Annotated in this window: 18 protein-coding genes, 1 tRNA gene and 1 pseudogene; 7 read left to right on the forward strand and 13 right to left on the reverse strand. The window is 38.2% G+C overall.

Annotated elements, in window-relative coordinates; translation table 11 throughout:
* A pseudogene (locus tag PR675_RS00020) lies at positions 1-443 on the forward strand (RHS repeat-associated core domain-containing protein); the annotation flags it as partial.
* 413 nt (positions 444-856) lie between these two features.
* Positions 857-1,351: a hypothetical protein gene (locus PR675_RS00025; RefSeq protein WP_104873386.1), complete on the forward strand. Its 495-nt coding sequence runs from the start codon at positions 857-859 to the stop codon at positions 1,349-1,351.
* Positions 1,352-1,511: 160 nt separating this feature from the next.
* On the opposite strand, the gene PR675_RS00030 is transcribed toward PR675_RS00025, so the two are convergent.
* From PR675_RS00030 to PR675_RS00080, 11 genes are all read right to left on the reverse strand, one after another.
* On the reverse strand, positions 1,512-1,700 hold the full coding sequence (locus PR675_RS00030) for a SymE family type I addiction module toxin (protein ID WP_272582647.1): 189 nt from the start codon (positions 1,698-1,700) through the stop codon (positions 1,512-1,514).
* Positions 1,701-2,419: 719 nt separating this feature from the next.
* Positions 2,420-2,752, reverse strand: a complete 333-nt coding sequence (locus tag PR675_RS00035; RefSeq protein ID WP_004918538.1) for a helix-turn-helix domain-containing protein — start codon at positions 2,750-2,752, stop codon at positions 2,420-2,422.
* 969 nt (positions 2,753-3,721) lie between these two features.
* A complete protein-coding gene (locus PR675_RS00040; protein ID WP_004918537.1) occupies positions 3,722-4,495 on the reverse strand; it encodes a DeoR/GlpR family DNA-binding transcription regulator in 774 nt (257 codons plus the stop codon).
* Between the two features lie 19 nt (positions 4,496-4,514).
* Entirely contained in the window at positions 4,515-5,144 is a 630-nt protein-coding gene (locus PR675_RS00045) for an epimerase (RefSeq protein WP_014658027.1), read from the reverse strand.
* Between the two features lie 21 nt (positions 5,145-5,165).
* The gene (locus PR675_RS00050) at positions 5,166-5,600 is read right to left on the reverse strand and encodes a PTS sugar transporter subunit IIA (RefSeq protein ID WP_141173464.1); all 435 of its coding nucleotides are present in this window, start codon (positions 5,598-5,600) and stop codon (positions 5,166-5,168) included.
* A 123-nt stretch (positions 5,601-5,723) separates the two neighbouring features.
* Positions 5,724-6,530: a BtpA/SgcQ family protein gene (locus PR675_RS00055; protein WP_004918534.1), complete on the reverse strand. Its 807-nt coding sequence runs from the start codon at positions 6,528-6,530 to the stop codon at positions 5,724-5,726.
* Positions 6,531-6,541: 11 nt separating this feature from the next.
* Positions 6,542-7,855, reverse strand: coding sequence for a PTS sugar transporter subunit IIC SgcC (sgcC, locus tag PR675_RS00060; RefSeq protein ID WP_004918533.1), 1,314 nt, complete (start codon positions 7,853-7,855; stop codon positions 6,542-6,544).
* Between the two features lie 17 nt (positions 7,856-7,872).
* A complete protein-coding gene (gene sgcB, locus PR675_RS00065; protein ID WP_004918532.1) occupies positions 7,873-8,151 on the reverse strand; it encodes a PTS sugar transporter subunit IIB SgcB in 279 nt (92 codons plus the stop codon).
* Positions 8,148-9,269: a M42 family metallopeptidase gene (locus PR675_RS00070; RefSeq protein ID WP_004918530.1), complete on the reverse strand. Its 1,122-nt coding sequence runs from the start codon at positions 9,267-9,269 to the stop codon at positions 8,148-8,150. Before PR675_RS00070 ends, sgcB begins: the two co-directional genes overlap by 4 nt.
* Positions 9,270-10,535: 1,266 nt before the next feature.
* On the reverse strand, positions 10,536-10,910 hold the full coding sequence (locus PR675_RS00075) for a hypothetical protein (protein WP_225829581.1): 375 nt from the start codon (positions 10,908-10,910) through the stop codon (positions 10,536-10,538).
* Between the two features lie 396 nt (positions 10,911-11,306).
* A tRNA-Lys gene (locus PR675_RS00080) sits at positions 11,307-11,379 on the reverse strand.
* Between the two features lie 250 nt (positions 11,380-11,629).
* Between PR675_RS00080 and cycA the strand changes: the two genes are divergently transcribed.
* Both cycA and PR675_RS00090 read left to right on the forward strand, forming a co-directional pair.
* Positions 11,630-13,033, forward strand: a complete 1,404-nt coding sequence (gene cycA, locus PR675_RS00085) for a D-serine/D-alanine/glycine transporter (RefSeq protein WP_076914412.1) — start codon at positions 11,630-11,632, stop codon at positions 13,031-13,033.
* Positions 13,034-13,452: 419 nt separating this feature from the next.
* Complete coding sequence (locus PR675_RS00090) at positions 13,453-14,199, forward strand: glutathione S-transferase family protein (protein WP_272582642.1); 747 nt, start codon at positions 13,453-13,455, stop codon at positions 14,197-14,199.
* Positions 14,200-14,468: 269 nt separating this feature from the next.
* Here PR675_RS00090 and putP read toward each other — a convergent pair whose 3' ends face one another.
* The gene (gene putP, locus PR675_RS00095; RefSeq protein WP_014658023.1) at positions 14,469-15,953 is read right to left on the reverse strand and encodes a sodium/proline symporter PutP; all 1,485 of its coding nucleotides are present in this window, start codon (positions 15,951-15,953) and stop codon (positions 14,469-14,471) included.
* A 472-nt stretch (positions 15,954-16,425) separates the two neighbouring features.
* Between putP and putA the strand changes: the two genes are divergently transcribed.
* On the forward strand, positions 16,426-20,391 hold the full coding sequence (gene putA, locus PR675_RS00100) for a trifunctional transcriptional regulator/proline dehydrogenase/L-glutamate gamma-semialdehyde dehydrogenase (RefSeq protein ID WP_404823888.1): 3,966 nt from the start codon (positions 16,426-16,428) through the stop codon (positions 20,389-20,391).
* Positions 20,392-20,798: 407 nt separating this feature from the next.
* On the opposite strand, the gene fliZ is transcribed toward putA, so the two are convergent.
* Positions 20,799-21,311 (reverse strand): flagella biosynthesis regulatory protein FliZ, encoded by a 513-nt coding sequence (fliZ, locus tag PR675_RS00105; protein ID WP_004918523.1) that lies wholly within the window; start codon positions 21,309-21,311, stop codon positions 20,799-20,801.
* A gap of 1,189 nt (positions 21,312-22,500) precedes the next feature.
* On the opposite strand from fliZ, the gene PR675_RS00110 reads away from it, so the two are divergent.
* Together PR675_RS00110 and PR675_RS00115 are read left to right on the forward strand one after the other, a co-directional pair.
* On the forward strand, positions 22,501-22,815 hold the full coding sequence (locus tag PR675_RS00110; RefSeq protein ID WP_004918520.1) for a DUF5339 domain-containing protein: 315 nt from the start codon (positions 22,501-22,503) through the stop codon (positions 22,813-22,815).
* A gap of 298 nt (positions 22,816-23,113) precedes the next feature.
* Positions 23,114-23,908 (forward strand): hypothetical protein, encoded by a 795-nt coding sequence (locus PR675_RS00115; protein WP_239686473.1) that lies wholly within the window; start codon positions 23,114-23,116, stop codon positions 23,906-23,908.
* Positions 23,909-23,955: the final 47 nt, after the last annotated feature.

Consider the following 23,955-nt stretch of genomic DNA (forward strand, 5'->3'; position numbering starts at 1 on the left):
CTCCCGTCTATGCCGACGGTACTGTGGCATATGATGCGGGTATTCAATGGCTTTATCAGCCGGTGGGCATCACCCCTACCGCTCGCTATCAAAAGGGGTAATTGCACTCTATAGTCACAGACCATCAAGGTACACCTCGAGAGATTTTTACTGAAAAAGGGATAGCCAGTTGGGCAGGACGCCTCAATACGTGGGAGAAAATGGCGTTTTGGCAGTCTCACGACAGTCGAGCCGACAATGACCCAAATTATACCGAATGCCATTTTCGTTTTGCCGGGCAATATGAAGACCGCGAAACGGGCTTGTATTATAACCGCTTTCGGTACTATGATAAGGACAGCGGGCAGTCTATTTCACCAGACCCGATAGGGCTACTGGGCGGGTTGAATCCGTATGGGTATGTGCACTGTCCGACAGGGTTTATAGACCCGTTTGGGTTGGCTGGTTATTGCTGTAATGAGTTACTAAAAGAAGATAGATTTAGAAGACATCATTCAAGTTCAGCTATATATCTTGAACACACCAAAGCTAAAACTCAGGAAGAAGCAATGATGTTTTCTAGTGGAGGAAAACCTGCTCAATATTGGGATATAGACGCCCCCAATGGCAAAGTAACCGGTAGTTCAATGACCAGTTTTAGAAATAAAACAGAGAAAGAAGCCTTACTAAATGGAGTATATTCTCCTCAAAAAGGTGGCTCCGATTATTATATATATGATGCAGGTAGAACAATTGGCTTTAATAATGGTCAACCTACACAATACATGAGAGTTGAAGTTACAAAATCTACTAATGAGTTTCATGTGCATCCAATCAGTAACCAAACTTACAATGACTACATGAGAAAGGTTGAGTAATGGATAACTTATATAAAAAATATTCACCTTTACTTGGATTATATGTTCCGAGTGACTGGTTAGTTGTTAAAAATAATATGTATGATGTTGCACCTGAGATATTAAACTTACCTCATACTGAAGATGAATTATTTTTAATAAAAGATACTTTCTTTGAAAATGATATTTTTATATCAAGATCAAACCTACCAATATCAACAAAAAAAAGAGCAATATCAATAGTATCCATATTTGCTAGATTGCAAGAAAATTTTAATGATAAGAATCATATTTATTGTATTTATGATATAGAGTTATCATTGATCTTAGATGATAAGGAGTTTTCATTCACTAATGAAAATGGTGCAACAAATCGATTTGATGCAGCCAAAATAGCTTCTGAATATATGATTATCTTTACACAATATATTATGCCAAATTTAATTTTAGGTAAAAAACTCACCCAAAATCTATTTGAATCATATATTAGAAAAGCTTATGAAGAAAGAAATTAAGTTTTAGGTTAATTTTAATAACCAGAAGATCTTCAAATCTTCTGGCTTCTTTGTTTTTAAGAGCTGCTCAGTTTACCCTTTAGCGGCTAATATACTCCACCATCCGCTCATGCATGATGTGGCGTACTGCATTCAACTACCCTTGCTGTTGTTGATTTTGTTACTTAATGACTCGAATGTCTTCGCTGTCGGGTATCAACACCAAACAACCGTTTAAAATCTTCACCGTGAACGTGAAACCGGTCTCAAAACCCGCGTCCTTCAACCAATCCCCTGTTAAGTGGATTGCCGACAGTGGGTTGGTTTTGCTGCCACTCAGGGCATACCCTACCGTGTAATAATGTTCTATTTTTTGAGATTTAAGGGCTACATTAGCCCCAGTTTTGGTGCATCAACACGGCTATCGCCCTAAAGAGTGGCGATATCACTGGAATATCTAACACCAATTGATGGCCTGTTTCTCTCCCCCTTCCCCGCTGTATAGAAGGAGTTTACTAACGTTTAGGTATTAATAATGACTGAAAACTTACCATTTAACACCGGTTTTATATAAAAATTAAATGAGTATGCATGAATGTTGATATCAGTTTTACTACAGCGATAAAAGCAGATTTAGAGAATATAAAAATACTGAATAGAAGTAATAATCACTAGCTTAATTTTTACTAAAAGAGAAAAAGATGAGTTTAGAATGGCTCTTGGGGACACTATTTAGTTACAGATATACCAATAAATTATCATAATAGGTTATTATTTTTATCGCTCAAATAAAACTCACACTCTAAATAAAAATGGAGGTCTGAGGTCTGAGTGCTTAGTGAAATTGAAGTATATTTAATATATTACTACTATTTATATGCTCTTTATGTACAAAATCACTTATCTGGTATCCCCCATATAAATACCACGAATACCTCCCCATCATGATCACTTAACATGATGGGGAAATTTAAAAATAACAATTAAACTCTACTTTATAACTTAAAGTAAAAATATAAAATACTTAAACATGCTAATAAGACTAAAAAATCATTAGATGAGTTTTATTTCAGGAGCACTTATGATTATTCAATGAGAAATAAAAACATTATAGTATTTATCTTGAACCATATTCATATCTATATCAAAAGCATTTAGATAAACCCCTTTAAAAAACTCAAACAGTGTAATTTTAAAAAAACCTAAAATTATAATCAAAACATCAGTAGGGATCGCACAAACACCGCACTCATATCTAGATATTTGCTGCTGAGATACATTCATAATCCCAGCTAATTCCCTACCACTTAAAGAATAACTTTTCCTCAATTTTCTTAATTCTATTCCTACAGCTTTAATAAACACTTCCCTATGGCTCAAATCTAATTCAATTTGTTCAAATTCTAAATTACTAATTTTCATTTTTATTTAACCCCGAGTACAGAACGAAACATAAAGTCTGAATCATTCAATATTTCTTCGGTAATTTAATCAATTATCCTGATTAAATCAAATTATCCTAAAACAATATCCATTGATTATAGAAACCCAAAAAACAACAAATAAGTGTAAAAACTAATGGATTCTCTTGAACTTATAAGCCTTAATAGCTCTTAATCCAAAAAAGACCATCATTATTGAATAGTAATAAAAACCAAAAGAAAACTCAGGAGGGAATATATTCAGATTAAATATTCTATTTTTACAAAAAAAAGCATTTAAATTTAATTGATAAAGTATATATTACAAAAAAAGGTAAAAATCATTAAGATTTATTCAATATCTTATAAATTAGGTTAAAAAACAGTCTACGGTGTAATACTTATATTAAAAAACGAAATATTACGAAACACTCAGCATCAAACTGACATAATACAGGCAGTTTACTCCCCTCTACGGCTTATTCAAAAATCTGATTTAGACATTCTCATTTATATTACTTTACTCATTTTATTAGATACATTTTTCTCTTGAAAAGAGTATTTCATCTCTTCATCAAATAAAATTTCAGCAACTCAGTTAGAGCAGAGCTTACTTCAAAATCAATATATATAAATTGTATTTTTTACCTCATAATAAAAAATGAAGGTACTTAAATTCAATTAGAAGATATATAATAAAATAAAAACCAAGTAAACTCGAAAACAATAAAATAGATATTGATCATCGAAAAAATTAAATCATGCTATATCTCAATGCTAACTGAGCGCATCATGATGATAGCTGAAAATTAATAATCATCTAAAATAATACTATAAATCTGAAATTATTCACTTACTACTTATCCTAAAATAAGACAGCGACAACTAGATTCACCCTATCCTTTTAAGTGATCATATGAACAGCAATTTTACGGAAACATATAGCCGTAATAAATACGCCTATTATTCCCTAATAACCACATTTTAATTCACAGCCTGCTTGGCGATACCGTTGCTGAGTTTCACTCGATAGCCCACTATCGCTAATAATTGTTTTAATACAAGATAGGGTTGCAACAGCATGAGGTTCGAACATATCAAACTTTGTGTGATCCGCTAGCAAAATAACCTCTGGTGAACGCGCTATTAGTTTGCGTTTAACTCCCACCTCAAACATAGTAGCATTCGTTATTCCCATCTCAATCGATAATGCATCACAAGACATAAAGACACGATCAACGGCAAAAGCATTTAACGTCTCTAATGCTAGGCTTTCACCTACCGTAAAATAACCAGGCCTGATTAACCCCCCAATGATATAACTTTCTACATTTGGAAACATTCCAAGTTGGTTAGCTATTTTGATGTCATTACAAATGACTTTAACGCTAATATCCCCCAGACACTTCGCTAATTCTAAACAAGTAGAGCCTGAGTCAAGAAAAAAACAGTCGCCTTCATGAATTAATTTGCGAGCAATGAGTGCGATTTCACGTTTAGATGCACAATTTAAAGAGCGTCTGACATCAAATTGAGACTCTTTATCTGTCGTACTGTCGTCGAAATTTAAGTGCCCATGAGTTCGCGTCATACCAGGATAATGTTCAGCGATATATTGAAAATCGCGACGAATTGTCGCTTCTGCACAACCAAACAACTCCACCGCTTGTTGTGTTGAAAGCTCTCGACATTTCCAAAGATAGTGCAGCATCTGTTGGATCCGATCAGATTTATACAGACTCATAAGCGACTTCTCTCCGAATTTAATTGCTAAGTTGTTTTATCGTATTTTCATAATCGTCAGTCGAAAACAGTGCTCTTCCTATGACAAGATTATTAATACCAACCTTTTTTAATGACTGAATTTTATCTGCACTGATCCCACCATCAGCCCAATACTCCAGTTGGCTAAAGAGTGGTGGTATTTGCTGAATTTTATCCACTATTGATGGTATAAATTGCTGATTTTCACCATCCGGCTCGCTAGTCATCAACATCAAAGCATCTAATTTATTAATGAGGTATTGATAAGGAGCAACTGGTGTACTTGGATTTAATGCTATGCCTGCTTTTGCCTTTATCTTTTTTATTTCAGCAATAATTTCTGAAGGGTTTTGCACCGCCTCAGGATGAAAGAAGATCCATTTGGGGCTAAAAGGAGCAAGCTCCCTTATCCAAAATAACGGTTGAGACACCATTAAATGAATAGATAATGCATGTTCTGTAGCTTGTGCAACTGCTTTTACCAACTTAATACCAAAAGTAATATTGTTGATAAAATTGCCATCTTCAATGTCCAGATGTAATGACCCAATATTCTGATTAGCCAGTTTATTAATAATTGAACCCAGCCAAAGTGGGTCAGCAGAAGCCAAAGACGGGTGTAATATCATCATCACTCCTTCATGGATAAATCAATATGAATTTAGCAACCGCAAAACATCATCATTGGTTTTAGCACAACGAATTTCATCAAGTAATAATGGATTATCAATAAGTTCAGCGATGTACTGTATGAGTCGAATATGATCATCACTTTGAGTTGCGCAAACAGTCATTAATAACCATACAGGGTCACAATCTTCATGACCGAATACAACGGGCTGTTTTAAGGTTGTGAGAGTAATTTGGTTATAGATAGCCCCTTGTTCCGGACGTGCATGTGGCATAGCAATGCCCGGAGCAATTAAATAATAAGGCCCCCAACTTTGGGTGTTTTTAATGATGCCTTGTAAATAGTTAGGCTCAGCAGCACCATGAATAATTAAAGGCGTACAAGCTATGCTAAGCGCTTCTTTCCAATCGGCTGCAACTTGATTTATTTGGATCCATTTAGCATCATCAATCATTGTATATTGACTCCTTTAAGGTTCGGTATATGCTTGATTATTGAGTCCTCGCCTAACTTTTGGCGAAGCTTGCGAGGACTCTTAGTATCACGAGGGAGATAAGTATTTTGCTTATCTCCTTTCTTATTGCCTTATGCTATGCACTTTCTCCATAAATCTTTCCACTCGAGTTTGATCAACAAAGTTGGCAAAAATGCCATCTTTTTTAAAAGTCGTCGCGGTGACACAGCCATCAGCAATACTCAGCTGCTCTTCAACGTTTTCGAGGCAAACCCCAGTGTTGGCAAAGACCACAGTATTCGGCACCGTATCTTTCACTTGTTTCAAAATTGCACTATCTGTTTTTGCTCCAGCAGTTAATCCCGAAACACATAGTGCATCTGGTTTATTATTAAAAACGGTAGACTTTGCTATTGAGCAGATATCTCGTCCACCTAGATATACCGCGGCTTCAGGTACAATATTAAAAAGCGTTTTTACATCCCCTGCCCCAATACGATGTTGATGGCGAATAGTTTCACCAACATTGGTATTCCATACGCCAAAATCACTTGCATAGGCACCCGTAAATATTTCTCGGATAAATTTCGCTCCTGTCGCCATCGCTAAATCGAACGAAGCGATCGGATCCCAAAGAACATTTACACCAAATGGTATACGGATCTCACTCATTAATTGACCAATGATCCGTGCCATTGCCGCAGTTGTCTCCGGCTTCACTTTAGTGAGATAAGGCAGGCTAAATTCATTTGAAAACATAACTGCATCAACACCGCCATTTTGTAATGCCATTAAATCCTCATATGCCCTATCAATTACCCATTGCATACTATGCTGCGCATTAAAATCAGGATCACCAGGTAATGCACGTAAATGGCACATAGCAATGACTGCTTTTTCTGTTCCAATAACATCCTTCAACCAACTCATTTCTATACTCCTTATTCAGGTAATTCACGATTACGTAAGAAAATAACGACACAGGCAACAATGCCAACAGTTAACACGACACCGATAAGACCAAATGACATTAATTCGTAAATAGACCAACCAAACATATTGCCAACTGACAGTGCGCTAATCTGCGCGCCATTTTCGGCAAAGTTAAATCCGCCATTACGTGCCATTTCGGTAAAGAAAGGGGCAAACTGCGTTGCGATGAGCAAAACGGTGCTCATAACAATCACACCACTCAGTAATGTGCGTAATAAGTCACCGCGGTGGATCACCGTGGCCATACAGATAAAGAAAGGAGCAACTGGCAAGTCAGCGAGTGGTAATACATTGTTCAATGGCAGGATACTTGCCAAAATCAACATGATAGGGATAAGAAGCAAACCCACTGCAATTGTGGTTGGATGACCCAGCGTTACGGCGGTATCTAGGCCAATAAACACTTCTCGATCATTAAAATGTTTCTGGAAAAATTTACGAGCGCCTTCAGAGATAGGAAGTAAGCCTTCAACAATTAAGCGGATCATGCGAGGGAATAGCACCATGATCGCGGCAACCGTAATCATTAAAGTCGCACAACCTTTAAAGTCTTCTCCTGCTGCAAGCCCAAATAATAATCCCAGTACAACACCGATAATAACCGGATCACCCACCATGCCATAGCGTTTTTGAATAGCTTGTGCATCGATATTCTTTCCTTTTAGGAAAGGGATCTTTTCATAGATAGCATCAAGAAGTACAAATAGAGGAACTGAGCTAGAGCCATACCCTTGAGGAATTGAAATACCCTCCAAACCAACAATCGTCTGCACGCGTTTTGCCGTCCAATCTGCCATTTTTAGCGATAAGATGGCATGACACATAGCACCAGCGATACCATAAACTAAACTCCCCGTCGCAATTTGAACAACTGTTCCGGTAATTGCATAGTGCCAATAATTATAAATATCAACGTTCATTGTTTTCGTTAGGCGAGTAAACAATAACGTGATATTAAGTAAGAAAATAACGGGAATAATGACTGCACCAATCGCCGTTGCATAGCCAACACCGGATGCTGGCCCTGCCCCTACATCAAGTACATGTAGCGATAAGCCAAAACGTTCAATCATAATTTTGATGGGGGGGCTTAGGCTATCAATAGCCATCACGATCACTAGCCCCATTCCGACAAAACCAATACCGACGGTAACCCCAGCTTTAATGGCCTGTAGCCATGGAATGCGAAAGATTAAGCCAATAATTATCATGACGATTGGGACAAATACTGTACCGCCTAGAGAAAGTATATAGTCAAACATAACGTCACCTATGAGGTTTATTGTGATAACAACGTTTTAATTTTTTGTTTTAATGCATCGTCATTAACTCCTGTTAGTAAAGCGGCTCCATTCAAAGTCGGTACGCCATAATCTGTATCCGTTTTCATTGCGGTGATGATCAAATCAACACCGTGGCTGTTTAGTGGGATTTCGTTTAAACAACATTGTGAAGTCGCCACTAAGATGCCTTCACTAGCTAAGTAATCTTGGAGTTTTTGAGCAATCATTGTGGACGTAGACATACCCGTTCCACATGCAACGAGGACTTTTTTCATTTTAATGTAACCTCTTGGTTATTGTCTGAGTCAGACTCGATAGGAAACTGATTAGCGGGAAGTGTCGCTAATGCAGCCAATAACCGGATGCAGTCACTGAGATCTCGTAAGCTAGCAACTTCAGCCGGTGAATGTGTGTAGCGGCAAGGAATAGATAGGCTTGCGCAAGGAATGCCATCTTGTTCAACCTGAATATATCCCGTTTCTGTTATGACACCTGGTGCAACTTCTCTTTGTACCGGAATATGATTTTTGGAAGCTGTTTTTTCTAACATATTGATTAAGCGAACAGGAGTTACTAATCCCGCAAGCGTGCCTCTACCGTGATAGTTTAAGCAAGTAATGCCGACACCCTTGTTAATCACTAAATCCGAATAGTCTTGAAGGTCGGGCGTATCACAAGAAGGCGTAATATCGATCCCAATAGCAAGGTCGGGTTTTACACGGCGTAATACTGGTAAAATCCCACGAATATTAAATTCCTCTTGCACTGACGCGACAATAAATAGTGCGATTTCTAGCTTTTTATCTTTAATCGCATCAGCTAAACCAAGTAAAGCAGTGCATCCAAGTCGATCATCTAATGCTTTACTACACACCATGTCATTACCTAATTCTTGAGGCGGGTTATACAGTGTGATTGGCGTACCGACTTTTATGCCCATTCTTTCAGCGTCAGCCTTATCTTTCGCTCCAACATCAATCCACAATTGATCAATCGAGGGTGATTGCGTACGTTCATCACCTTTAGCAAAGTGATAGGATTTAATACCGATACATCCAGGTATTGAGCCGTGCTCTCCCGCAAGACGGACAACAGATCCCGACATCGTCACCTGTGCAGGCCCACCGACTCGTTCAAAACGAATAAACCCCGACGGTTCAATTTTTCGCACCATAAATCCCACTTCATCCATATGCGCAAATACCATTAAACGCAGCGCTTTTGCGTCGTCACTTCCATAACGAGCAACTATATTACCGAGGCGATCCTGCCAAACTTCCTTAGCGCTCTCTGTAAAATGTTTTTGCATAACATTGGCAATAGGGGCTTCATGACCTGAAATACCGTCCAAGGTCAGTAAGGAAAAAAGTGTATCTCGAATGGAAAATACCATAATGATGATCCTTCATTGACTAAAACGACATAAAGATGAGCGATTTATATGTAAAAAAAGACGGGATTATTGTGATTAAAATCACAACAAACCATTAAAAATAACAAATAGAAACAATTTTGTGACAAATACATAACAATTTCGCTCATGCTGATTGCACTAAATTTTTAGGCATTGATGGCTTTTAAATACTTAACAATGGTGATAGTGAATAGATCTTAGAAGCATAAATGTCGATTTATCATGGACATAAAGCGCGTATATTGCCTTAATGGACTATGTTAGTTTACACGTCATTCCACACTGAAAGCTGATAACGTTTAACTATTGAGCTAAGTGAGCGTTTAAGCAGTGATATTTAATGAAAGGCAAATCGGCAGATTTATAGGGGATTGCATATCACTTTGTAGTAAATTTGCCTATCTTCATATTCATAAGTTGCGATGAAAATGTAATTACAAAACAGGGGTTTTTTAGTTAATTCATACTAAACCGCCTTTTAATATTTGTGTTAGTCATTTACCTGTAGTATTTTCTGTAAACCCATCCAATACTGATGATTATTTATGAACCCATTTAAAAAATTGATCACTGGATAATACCCTCTTATATCTGTTGCTATATTTTGGTTTATTTCTCAATTTTTAATTGGGGCGTTATTGAAAACGATCCCGTTGTGGTTGATTAAACACTCTGAAGAATCCCTTTTATATTCAATAATTGCGTCATACGGCTTAAAAGTTGTTCTCTCCGTTTGTGTTCTATCTGGGCTCATATCCTTTTTAAGAAGAGAATTCTCAATTATTTACTTGCTGACTACTATTTTTATCATTCTGCATATTATTTTTAATGGATATTTATTTTTTACATTCGCACATTCTATTTTGTCATCCCTCTAACATTGGGGTTCGTTATGGTTATCACAATAAATTAAGGCATTGAACACCCTTGGTGGTGGCTCGATACTTTTTCATAAAATTAATATTTAACGCTGACCATATATTGCAGCCGTAAACTAGCAGGCAAGCAAGCACGATTTCTATTGCTTCGTCGCCACCTAGCATTGAAGCTATCGAGAGCATTCAAATCGCAATAGAACCTGCAAAATCTAAATAATGAGTTAGAATGTGCCATACTTCGATTAATGCCCTCTGCCTCGATTTCGATACCACCGTGGAAATTGTGAAAAAGATACTCATCCACAAGATATATACGATAGAAGAAAATAAGGAAGATCACCTAATCTAAAAGCATGTTGGATTAATATTAATTCACACACCTTATCAAATCATCTACTAATTTAAAATTAGGGCGTACTGTAATTGGAATTCGAATCGAAGTGTCCATTCGTGCAGTAATAACAGCTCGATGATACTTTACGCCACTAATGTAAATATCTATTGTTTTTCCAGTGTTTTTAACAGAAAAATCACTCAGCCCAGTACCGCTTTTTAGCATAATAGCTAATGAGTCGTTTGTATCTATATATGTATTGAGTTTCGCTGATTCTATATTTTTACAAGCTATAGAGATTTCACTCTCACTGGTTTTAAAAGACAAGCACTCATTATCAGGTTTGCATTGATTAGCCGCTATTGTCGATGTAGAGAATAATAAAGCAGCAACAGCTAGTAACTTCATAATCATAAACTCATTTTTTTAAGTTACATGGATTATATCAGTTAATCATAGAGAGGGTATGATTAGAATCATTTGTAAATGGCATAGTGAGAAGTATTAGGAAAAGAAAATAACCGCAGAAAATGAGGAAGTTTACGCAGCGCATATATATTTATGGGCTATCATTCGAGCTAAGCGCTAGATATCCAAGAAATACATCAGCAGTAGCCTACCGCACCAACACACTTTCAACGAAGACTTACATCACACTTGGGCAATCTGGGGAGGCTCTATCCGCGCTTCAAGAAATGGGCGACTGGGAAAACATTGATGATATTTTAAATGCGAATGGCACGAATATGACACGCAAGATAATTTAAAAATACTCACTCACACATAACGCACTGATTTAATTAGTGGGTCGTGGGGGGTTCGAACCCCCGACCAATTGATTAAGAGTCAACTGCTCTGCCAACTGAGCTAACAACCCGATGCACTTATTTAACGCCTCTCATTTAGCACAGTCAACATTATTCTGCTAATTTTACTTAACCAATTAAATTTTGGTTGCTAATGTTAACTTGGTGTTATATTCAGATTAAGATATCACCACTCTGATTACAGTCAGTTAAGTTTTTCTTACACTGACTGAGATTTGTGTCACAATATTTTATGCAAACACTGTCACACAATTAAAAATACACTGTGACTGCACATAACCACTTCTTTGGATAGATACTATGGAAGAAAATCAACCCTCAACATCAACAAATCCTCCCACAGAGAGGAATCAGCTAAAACGTAGCCTCAGCAACCGACATATCCAACTTATCGCTATCGGTGGCGCGATCGGAACGGGCCTATTTATGGGCTCAGGTAAAACTATTTCGCTAGCTGGCCCTTCTATCATCTTCGTTTATATGATTATTGGGTTCATCTTGTTCTTTGTTATGCGAGCGATGGGTGAATTATTACTCTCCGATCTTAATTACAAATCATTCAGCGACTTTTCTGCCGACCTGATTGGCCCATGGGCTGGCTTCTTTGTTGGTTGGACCTATTGGTTTTGTTGGGTCATTACTGGTATTGCTGATATTGTGGCTATCACATCCTATGTCAGCTTTTGGGTGCCTGATTTCCCTGAATGGGTGACCTCTTTCATCTGTGTTGTGACGCTGTTAACACTCAATTTAGTCTCAGTCAGATTATTTGGTGAACTGGAGTTTTGGTTTGCCATGATCAAAATTGTCGCCATTATCGCGTTAATTATCGTTGGCGGCACTTTAATCGCAATGAACTTCCAATCACCGGCTGGTCATACGGCATCACTAAGCAATATCTGGAATGACGGCGGAATGTTTCCTATGGGGATTAGTGGCTTCTTTGCTGGTTTCCAGATAGCTATTTTCGCTTTTGTTGGTATTGAATTAGTGGGAACTGCTGCTGCGGAAACCCGCGATCCCGAAAAATCATTACCAAAAGCAATTAACGCCATCCCTTTTAGAATTATTGCTTTCTATGTGCTATCGCTGATAGTTATTATGGCGGTAACACCTTGGCGCACCATCTTGGCGGATAAAAGCCCATTTGTAGAGATGTTTGTCCTGATCAGCCTTCCTGCCGCAGCAAGTATTGTCAACTTTGTCGTACTTACCTCTGCGGCATCCTCTGCCAATAGTGGCGTTTTTTCTACGAGCCGCATGCTATTTGGCCTATCAAAAGAAGGCGATGCACCAAAACAGTTTAGTCGCTTATCGAAAAAAGCCGTGCCTGCAACGGGGTTAATATTTACCTGCATTTGCCTAAGTTTCGGTATTATTTTGATCTACTTTATCCCAGATATCATGCACGCTTTCACGTTGGTTACTACCGTGTCAGCAATCCTATTTATGTTTATCTGGAGCATGATCTTATATAGCTATCTCAAGTTCAGAAAAAACCGCCCACAACTTCATCAGGCCTCGCATTATAAAATGCCAGCAGGTATTGTGATGTCGTGGATTTGCTTGGCTTTCTTTGTCTTTATGGTGATCCTGCTCGCCTTCCAGCACGATACAAGGCAAGCTCTTATCGCAACGCCTGTCTGGTTTATTATTCTATTCATTGGTTACCAAGTAGTTAAACGTCGTAAGCAGACCCATTAAAGACCAGATAGCAAAGTGTTCCCATAAAATTAGATACTTTGTTCAAATAACTTATCAGGCCTGATTTCAATACACTTCTGAACTCAGGCCTTTTAACGTTTATCTGTGTCGTAATGGCTTATCCATTCATATCCATAGCCTACCGATATGGCATATTTCTGTGCCAAATATGCTCAGCTCAAACTTCTTCATTTGTGCGAGTACATTTTCAATGCACTTTTGCCTAGCCATGCAAGCACCTTCTGTTAATGACGCCATTGACTTAAATTAGCATAGAGAATTTATATCTACGGACTATTAAGAATTTGAGCTGTTATTTATTAATTTATTTTGATATTACTTTGAAAGAGGTAAGTCACGAACTTGCCAGTAAAGTTCACTTTATCTCTAATGGGCAACGTTAAATTAAAGGTAAAAAAATGGCAGATTTATCCACATTAACTCTTTTTCATGATCCTACTTCAGAGCCAAGCAGAGCCGTTCACTGGCTTTGTATTGAAGCTAATATTCCCATCAATATCAAATACACATGGTTGACGCGGGGAGAACATCTTTCTAATGAATTTTTAGCCGTCAATCCGTTGCATCAGATACCCGCAATGCAGCACGACGATTTTTGCCTTTCCGAAGCAACGGCAATCATGAACTATCTTACAGATATTCATGGTTACAGTGATAAATGGTTTGGAGCAACCCATCGAGCTAAGGCTGTCATCAATAAACATTTGTCTTGGTATCATACGAATCTTCGTAAAATATCAACATTGGAATATTTTCTTCCCGTACTGTTAATGCCTGCATATCTTGGGGTGGCAAAACCATCGGTCAATGAGATTGAAGCCAAATTAAATGCACTTCATGATATGTTTGCAAATTTAGATTTTCTGCTTGAAGGCAAAGACTTCTTAGCAGGAAGTGATATTTCCGCCGCAGATTTACTCTACGCTTGCGATATTTTTGCTTTAAGGATTGACCCCAATTTTAAGCAAATGATAGAAAAATACCCCAATATCCGTGGCTGGTTAACAAAACTTGAATCAAGGCCAAGTTATGAGCTTTCACATAAAGCATGGGATCATATTGTTCCGCAAATATTGGCACTAAACGGTGGGTCTAAGGGGTCTCCAGAGTGGATTGCGAATACTTGTGAAAAAGTCATCGGGTAACAAAAGCAGATAAGCGATTTAGACAAGCCTAGAGGAAGCAAGCTGAGCGCCTTACTCAAAGAAAATACTCAATTGGCTTATTTGTTCCGATTATTTTTACTGTCATTTACCGTGAAAAAACAACCAAAAGAACTCAAATTTGAATGCTCATGAAATGAGACTATTTAAAAAATAAAATCAATGAAAAAGATCCATTAGTCATTTTATATTTGCTCATAACCCCCCAATAGTTGGTTACCCAACTATTGGGGGTTACTTTATTTTATCAATTATTTCATTTTATATTCCGCTTCAGCCTCATCAAAGCGGGCTTGAGCAGCGGCACTTGGCGCTTTAGTTATCATACTGACCACAATAATTGCAATTGTTGCAAGGATAAAACCAGGGATGATTTCATACAGATCAAACCATTTATATTTCATCCAGACTAATACGGTAACGGCACCAACAACCATCCCCGCAAGTGCACCTGTACGAGTCATTCGTTTCCATAACACAGAAATCAAGACGACTGGCCCAAATGCGGCACCAAAGCCAGCCCATGCGTTACTCACTAATGCTAACACCTTGTTATTCGGGTCACGTGCAATATAGATAGCAATCGCAGCCACTACCAGAACCATGATCCGCCCTACCCAAACCAGCTCTTTTTGGCTCGCATTTTTACGCAGGAACGGCTTGTATAAGTCCTCGGTTAACGCACTTGCGCACACAAGTAATTGACAGCTTAATGTACTCATAACCGCCGCTAAAATAGCAGAGAGTAAGATACCTGCAACCCATGGGTTAAACAGTATTCCTGCAAGCTCCATAAAAATACGTTCGTTATTTCCCATCACCGATGAGGCTAACGCAGGGTTAATTTCGAAGTAAGCAATACCAAAGAAACCAACCGCAGTTGTTCCTCCAAGGCAAAGGATCATCCATGTCATACTAATACGACGCGCAGAGCGAATCGTGCGATGTGAATCAGCAGCCATAAAACGCGCTAAGATATGAGGCTGACCAAAGTAACCTAGCCCCCACCCTAATAATGAAATAATCGCAACAAAATTCAAACCCTTAAACATATCTAAATATTCAGGGTTTTTCGTTTGAATAACATCGATTGCAGTATCTAGTCCACCTAATGAGAAAATGATCACAATAGGCGTTAAAATAAGTGCAAATATCATCAATGAGGCTTGCACTGTATCAGTCCAACTGACAGCTAAGAAGCCACCAAGGAAGGTATAAGCGATAGTTGCTAACGCACCAAGCCACATAGCTTTTTCATAGCTAATATTAAAAGTACTTTCAAACAGTAATCCCCCAGCAACAACACCAGAGGCGCAATAGATAGTAAAGAAAACAAGAATTACAACAGCAGAGATAATGCGTAAAATTTTACTATTATCCTCAAAGCGACTGGTAAAGTAGTCAGGTAGCGTCAATGCATTATTATTTTTTTCCGTTTGAACCCGCAAACGCCCAGCAACAAATAACCAGTTAAGATATGCCCCCAAGCTCAGCCCGATAGCAATCCAACTTTCTGAAATCCCAGCGAGGAAAATAGCACCAGGTAGCCCCATCAACAACCAACCACTCATATCAGAGGCCCCTGCTGAAAGTGCTGTGACTACACTACCTAAACTTCGTCCACCGAGAATGTAATCATCGAAATTCTTCGTTGAACGATAAGCTAAATAACCAATAAGTAACATGCCAGTAATATATACGATGAACATAATGATCATCGGAGTGCTTACAGTCATCCGTCTTCTCCATAGAATAGTTATCTTCTTTGGTTGTTGCACTAAATTGCACGCAAGCAAATTAAATAATAAATATAGTGTGTGTTGTGTTTGTATTTAGTTGCACTTGATTAAAAATGCTACCTTAGCATGCTAGACAATCTCATTTCCGATTAACAAGAAATTAACGTTATTTTGTTCAATAAACGATATCCGTATCACAAATGTTAAATTTTTGATGCGAGAATTAATCAATTCACTCACAACTTACCTAGCAAAGAGAATTAATAACTTATTGATTTTCAATCAAAACCAGCAAAATCCATTTCTAACCATCTCATTTTACAAATAAAAATACGATATATTTCACAATTCCTTTAGAATAGGCTTTAACAACGTTGCACAAAGTTGCAACATCGTGCTATTGATGTGTAACTTTTTTGTTTCTAGTAGCTAATTATTTAGAGGAAATGGGATGAGTAGTACGACAACTATGGGTGTGAGACTTGATGAAGCGACTCGTGAACGCATTAAAACTGCTGCTCAACGTCTTGACCGCACGCCGCATTGGCTAATTAAACAAGCCATATTTAATTATCTTGAACAGCTTGATAATCAACAGTTCATCCCTGAGATTTCCTCGGGACAAGATAACAAAGATGGCCAAATATCAGAAGAAGAATCCGTTACTGAATCGAATTATCAGCCTTTTTTGGATTTCGCTGAACATATTTTACCTCAATCGGTTAAACGCTCAGCGATTACATCTGCTTATCGTATTCCTGAAACACAAGCACTGCCGATGTTGCTACAACAAGCACAACTCCCCGCAGAGCAAGCAGATGCCGCCCATAAGTTGGCTTATTCCATCGCAGAAAAATTACGTAATCAAAAAAATGGGATTGGCCGCTCTGGTTTAGTTCAAGGCTTATTGCAAGAGTTTTCACTCTCTTCACAAGAAGGTGTTGCACTCATGTGTTTGGCTGAAGCTTTATTACGTATTCCTGATAAAGCAACACGAGATGCACTCATCCGCGATAAAATCAGTACAGGTAATTGGCAATCTCATTTGGGCCAAAGTAGCTCCATGTTTGTTAATGCAGCAACTTGGGGATTACTATTTACAGGCAAACTGGTTTCGACTCACAATGAAGCCAAGCTATCTAGCTCATTGAACCGTATTATTAGTAAAAGTGGCGAACCATTAATTCGCAAAGGCGTTGACATGGCAATGCGCTTAATGGGAGAGCAATTTGTTACTGGCGAAACAATTGCACAAGCATTAGCGAATGCAAGGAAGCTGGAAGAAAAAGGTTTCCGCTACTCTTATGATATGTTGGGCGAAGCGGCGTTAACAGAAAAAGATGCTCAAGATTATATGGTATCCTACCAACAGGCGATCCATGCTATCGGTAAAGCATCGAATGGCCGCGGTATCTATGAAGGACCGGGGATCTCTATCAAGTTATCAGCCTTACACCCTCGTTACAGCAGAGCGCAATACTCTCGAGTAATGGAAGAGCTATACCCTCGTTTGCTATCACTCGTATTACAAGCCCATCAATATGATATTGGAATTAATATTGATGCTGAAGAGGCAGACCGTTTAGAAATCTCCCTCGACCTACTCGAAAAACTTTGCTTTGAGCCGCAACTTGCAGGTTGGAACGGTATTGGTTTTGTTATTCAGGCGTACCAAAAACGTTGCCCATTCGTGATTGATGCAATTATTGATCTTGCTGAACGAAGCAAACGCCGCTTGATGATCCGCCTAGTTAAAGGGGCTTATTGGGACAGTGAAATTAAGCGCGCTCAAATTGATGGTTTAGAAGGCTACCCTGTTTATACGCGTAAAGTGTATACCGATGTTTCATACCTCGCATGCGCTCGCAAATTGTTGTCAGTACCAAATCTGATTTACCCACAATTTGCAACTCATAACGCCCATACGCTGGCTGCAATTTACCAAATTGCAGGTAAAAACTACTATCCAGGTCAATATGAATTCCAATGCCTACATGGAATGGGTGAGCCATTATATGAACAAGTTGTCGGGAAAGTTGCTGATGGTAAACTCAACCGCCCTTGTCGTATCTATGCACCTGTCGGAACACACGAAACCTTATTGGCTTATTTAGTCCGTCGCTTACTCGAAAATGGGGCGAATACCTCATTTGTGAACCGCATTGCTGATGCGACCATTCCACTTGATGAACTAGTATCTGATCCTGTCAAAGACGTATTAGAGTTATCGAAAGCAGAAGGACAAATTGGGTTACCTCACCCTAAAATAGCCCTTCCTCGTGACTTGTATGGAAAGAATCGTGTCAACTCAATGGGGCTAGACCTCTCCAATGAACATCGCTTAGCATCGCTTTCTAGCGCACTTTTAACCGCAGCGATGCAAGAAAAATTAGCTCAACCACTACTTGGTGGGGAATATCAACTGGCTAAATCAGCCGAAAATGCGCTTCCAGTGATTAACCCAGCATGCCATTCTGACATTGTCGGTCATGTTCGTGAAGCAACGTTGGAAGAAGCAGAGCATGCATTAAACATCGCCAATGATGCAGGAGCTATTTGGTTTGCGACTCCACCGTCAGAGCGTGCAGCTATCCTCTTACGTGCCGCAGACATCATGGAGCAACAATTACAGCCTCTACTTGATGTACTGGTTCGTGAAGCGGGGAAAACCTACGCTAACGCGATTGCAGAGGTTCGTGAAGCCGTTGATTTCTTGAATTATTATGCAACTCAAGTCCGCGATGACTTTGATAACAATACCCATCGACCGTTAGGCCCTGTGGTTTGCATTAGTCCATGGAACTTCCCTCTAGCAATTTTCACCGGACAGATTGCGGCAGCTCTCGCAGCAGGTAACACGGTATTAGCGAAACCCGCAGAGCAAACACCACTGATCGGCTCAATTGCAGTATCAATGCTCCATCAAGCCGGTATTCCACATGAAGTATTGCAATTTTTACCGGGTAAAGGGGAAACGATTGGTGCGAAATTAGTGGGTGATGCAAGAGTTCGTGGTGTAATGTTTACAGGCTCTACGGAAGTTGCTGGATTGCTGCAACGTAATATTGCGGGAAGGCTGGATGCTCAAGGACGTCCAACCCCACTCATCGCAGAAACTGGCGGATTAAATGCGATGATCGTCGATTCGTCGGCCTTAACAGAGCAAGTCGTGACAGATGTTGTCGCTTCTGCTTTTGATAGTGCAGGTCAACGCTGCTCCGCCCTACGTATTTTATGTATCCAAGAAGATGTCGCTGATCGCACAATTCGTATGTTAAAAGGTGCGATGGAAGAGTGCCGTATGGGCAATCCAGAGCACCTTTCTACGGATATCGGGCCGGTTATCGATAATGAAGCTAAAGAGAATATTGAACAGCATATCCAGCAAATGCGTAGCAAAGGTAAAGAGGTCTTCCAAGCTGTATTTGACAATATTGATGACCTACGTGAGCAGTCCGAAGGTACTTATGTTAAACCAACACTGATTGAGTTAGACAACGTTGGCGAATTGAAAAAGGAAATATTTGGTCCTGTATTACATGTGGTACGCTACAAGCGCGAACAACTCACCGATCTTATTGAACAAATTAATGCGGCAGGATATGGGTTAACACTTGGTGTTCATACCCGTATTGATGAGACTATCAATCAAGTCGTTATGAAAGCAAAAGTCGGTAACTTATATGTCAACCGCAATATGGTAGGTGCTGTAGTTGGCGTTCAACCATTTGGTGGTGAAGGCCTCTCTGGTACCGGACCTAAAGCCGGTGGCCCACTTTATCTCTATCGGTTGTTAAGTGAACGCCCTGATAATGCGGTATCACGTACACTCGAAAGACAAGACAATGAGTTAGCAATGGATGCCAGCGCAAGACCACAACTCCTCGAACCTTTTGATGCCTTCTCGTCATGGTTGGAGAAGCAAGAAAATCGCATCGAACCGGCTATCTTTGAGCAGTTTGCACGTCATGCACAGGCGGGGACTTCGCGTTTATTACCTGGGCCTACAGGGGAAAGAAACACTTATACTTTAACGCCTCGAGGCACTATTTTATGTCTCAGTGATAACGAGAAAGACTGCTTAGTGCAATTGGCGGGAGTTCTTGCGAGTGGCTGCCAAGCATTATGGCCAGAAAGCGAAATACACCAAAAACTGTATAAGTCGCTACCTGAAAAAGTGCGTAACGCAGTTTCAATCACCAAAGATTGGCAAGAGTATAACGGACATATTGAAGCGGTTATTTACCATGGTGACAGCGATCAACTCAAAATCGTCTGTGAAACGGTTGCCAAACGTAAAGGCCCGATTATCTCTGTTCAAGGCTTTGAACGAGGTGAAACTAACTTACTGCTAGAAAGATTAGTTCATGAGCGCTCACTAAGCGTCAACACCGCTGCTGCTGGTGGTAATGCAAGCTTAATGACAATTGGCTAATTAACCACAGCCTGAGCCTAAAAAATATTGGGGTCAGGCTGTTTTTTTGGTTTTCAGAATACCTCAATTGATCAGACTCCCTACCCTCAATAACACGCTCCTATTCACGCTTTAATCACTTACCATTATTACTGGCGCTTTATGATATTGGTTAATTAAGAGCGAATTATACTCAATAAACAATAGTCATTATTGCTTATTCTTTATATGACTTAATTGGTCAAAATAATATCTATATTCTGATTCAGGAGTATTAAACTAATAAATATTTGGCAGTGTAATTGGTAATTGAATAATAAAAGTGGGCTTATTTAAAGGGAAAAGCAAAAAGGTGCCCAAAATGGACACCTGACATATTTTAACTATAACATTTTAAGCAAGCACTTGACTTGCTCTGATGCTATTGATTAATTTTTCTCTGATTCCCAGTATAAATATTGCTCATATTTACGGAGCGCAATATTATAATTACTGAAAGCCGATTCAGTCATTTTATCGCTTAATTGCTCTTGGATTTTGCTTGTAGTGAACTCTTTCATTGAGAAGTTTGATGATGAGAGTAGTTCATCTAGGCGGCGCAAACGAACAACATATTCACGAACGGTACTATGGCTCATTTCAGTCTGTAAAAATAAATACTGCTTAAATGACATAATATCAAAGAAGTCAGTATTACTATTGCAATAAATTTCGCTGCAGAAACGACAAAGTGCAGTAAATTTATCCTGTAACTCAAGCCAAGTATTTTCATCGACCAACTCAGTCATCTCAGCAATAGCTTCTTTATTCAAGATACTATCGTTAAAAACGAGAGAGATACGATCCAATGTTTTATGACAATGTGCACAATGTGTTTGGCTGTGTTTAAAGTCTTTAATATAACGACTCAGAGGCCGTTTCTTAACAATAGAAGCAGACATGATGATAAAGCCCTGTGTGTAAGTCTAAAATTAAAATTGTAGCGTGACATGTCACGTTACATTCTGATTATGCCCATAGCATTATTATTATCCGCTATGTTGCATAGTGATACAGATATACCTATATCAAGCTATTTACTTTCACTTAAGGTAAGCATTCATACTAAAAAAACACCGTATGCACTACTTCCCTCTGTGAAATGCATTCTATCGCGTCTATCGCTCTTTGGCGAATTTCTGCGAAGACTAGAGTTTGGTACGAATTTGATTTAGCGTCAACCTATTAAACCAGTCTTTTATTGTCTTTGCATAAAATCAAAGCACGATGAAATTTTATAAGACGCTCACCATACCAACCACTAGGACAGAAACTTTACTGATATTCACCAGTGCATTCAATGGAAATTTAATTTAAAAATCAGTTCTATAGATAAATTGACGCTAAAATAGCAAAAGTGTGACGCAAATCACTTAGCATAACTAAAATTTAACTATTTATGCCGTAGTTGTTTATTTTTTAAATAGTCCATAAGCTACTATAAACACTAAGATGTAAATTATTTTTTACATTTATATGACAATTACACATATGAATTTATTTTCTGATTATATGCAAAATAGTTATAGTTTATAGCAAAAAAGTCTATTAGGTTTATAGAACTTACTTAATGTTCTTCCAGAAAACCAGTAACTTAATGATATACAGCAAGTATATTCCTCTACGTACTTACTCATAGAAAAGGATAGTGAGTTCATCGAACGATGAAAAAAAGCATCATAGAAAATGTCACGCCATCCACATTTTCTGTGGGTAAAACCCCCTTCAATCTGTGGATAACTTTCTTGGTAAGTGATGAAATGGCACTTTGCATTATCTGAATGAAAAACAAGCGACTCGCGGCAACTGTTCTAACGGCTCTCAATATCCAACAAGTGGATCAGGTACACATATCGTACTTTCAATAACACATTTTCATTGTTCTTATTCCAAGCCTTATTTAATGAATAACTCGTATTATTTAGACTAAAAAACCAAATAGTAAATTTATAACGATAAAAATATTTATTTTTGATTAACTTATAAACGATTTGTCGAGTTATTTTTTAGGATTTGTCACGTTTGATATTGCAGCAATCTCTTATATACTCGATTTTGCTACTTCAATAACAAATAATTTTAAGGTTGATTATGAAAAAGTTAATTTTAGCTTGCGGTATGGGTTTAATGGCATTGACTATCACTGCTTGCTCTGAAGAAGAGAAAAAAGCAGAAGTAGTTGCAGGTGCAACTGAGACTTGTAACGCATATTTTGCTGAAGTGGATGGTTTAATCGCTAAAGCTTCTGAAGATCCACAAGCAAAAACTCAACTGGACTCAATGAAAGGCCAGCTGGAAGAAGGTAAAAAGCAAATTGCAGCATTACCTAAAGATCAGCAAGATAAAGCTTGCCAACAAGGTATTGATGCACTGAAACAAATGAAATCTGTATTAGGTCTGCAATAATCAGATATCTTTGAAAATATGGAGCCATTAATCCTTGGCTCCATCACTCATAGCGAATCTCTTCATATCTTCCAATCGATGACATCCACGAAACGTATTATTGTTTTTTGAAAGTAATTTCATCTCTATTTACCTACTATAAATTATACGGAAAAAACAGTCATTGCGTGGCTATTAGACGCTATTTTAGATAATACGAAACTAACCTATTAAGATTCATTTTAATCGTAATCTAAATAACCACGTAATGATTAGATTTAAGGTTCTTTTAAATAGAGATTATTCAAAAGGGGAAAATATGAAATTTTATCTAACATCCACACCCACTAAAGCCTACGAAAGTGATACCTTTTTAAGAAAAATTAACAGTAAAGATAAGTTTATTGTCACTGTAGAGTCCGATAATAATGAATTAAAAGTTACCCCTCAAATAGCACCTAAAATAAACTATATTAAAAACACCCCTTTTGAATTAAAGAAAACATTAGAATTTGATATTAATCATATTCATGATAGCGTGAATCATTCCATCTCAGCATCTTTCCAAGATACCCTATCGAGTTTGACACGTGGGAAGCTTCCGTTTTTTAATCAAAAAGAAAAATCGAAGATCTATGAAAAGATTGTTGATGAATTTATCTTGCAAGAACAAAAAACCTATGTTTGCTCAATTATTAACAAAGAAATAGATAAAATAAACAGTCAAATTTTAACAAAAAACCAAGTTAACGATAAAAAAGAAAATATTATTACTAAAGCGGATAAAGCCAAAATATTTTCACAGATAGAGCAGTCTCATGGCATATACCTTGGTGTCGACTTTGATACGCTAGCTCAACCCTCAATTAAGGGGGCCGTTATCTCTGTCAAAGAGCTAGAAAGCAAGCTACACATTCTCGCAAAAGAGTTCTCGGACGGAAATAGCCTAGTGAGAGGCCAAATTAAAGAACTATGTTTAAACACAATTAGTGATTATATTTTCTCACACTATTACCCGAATATCTCATTAAGCAAGATCAGAGAAGATACGGCAACCCTCATCAATAATATTGTTATCGAGAAGTCCAAGCAACAACCATTAATTTTTGTTTGATAAATAAAAAGCAGTAAAGTAATCTTATATCACTTTACTGCTTTATT

This window comes from Providencia sp. PROV261 (assembly GCF_028477945.1).
GTDB classification, from domain to species: Bacteria; Pseudomonadota; Gammaproteobacteria; order Enterobacterales; family Enterobacteriaceae; genus Providencia; species Providencia stuartii.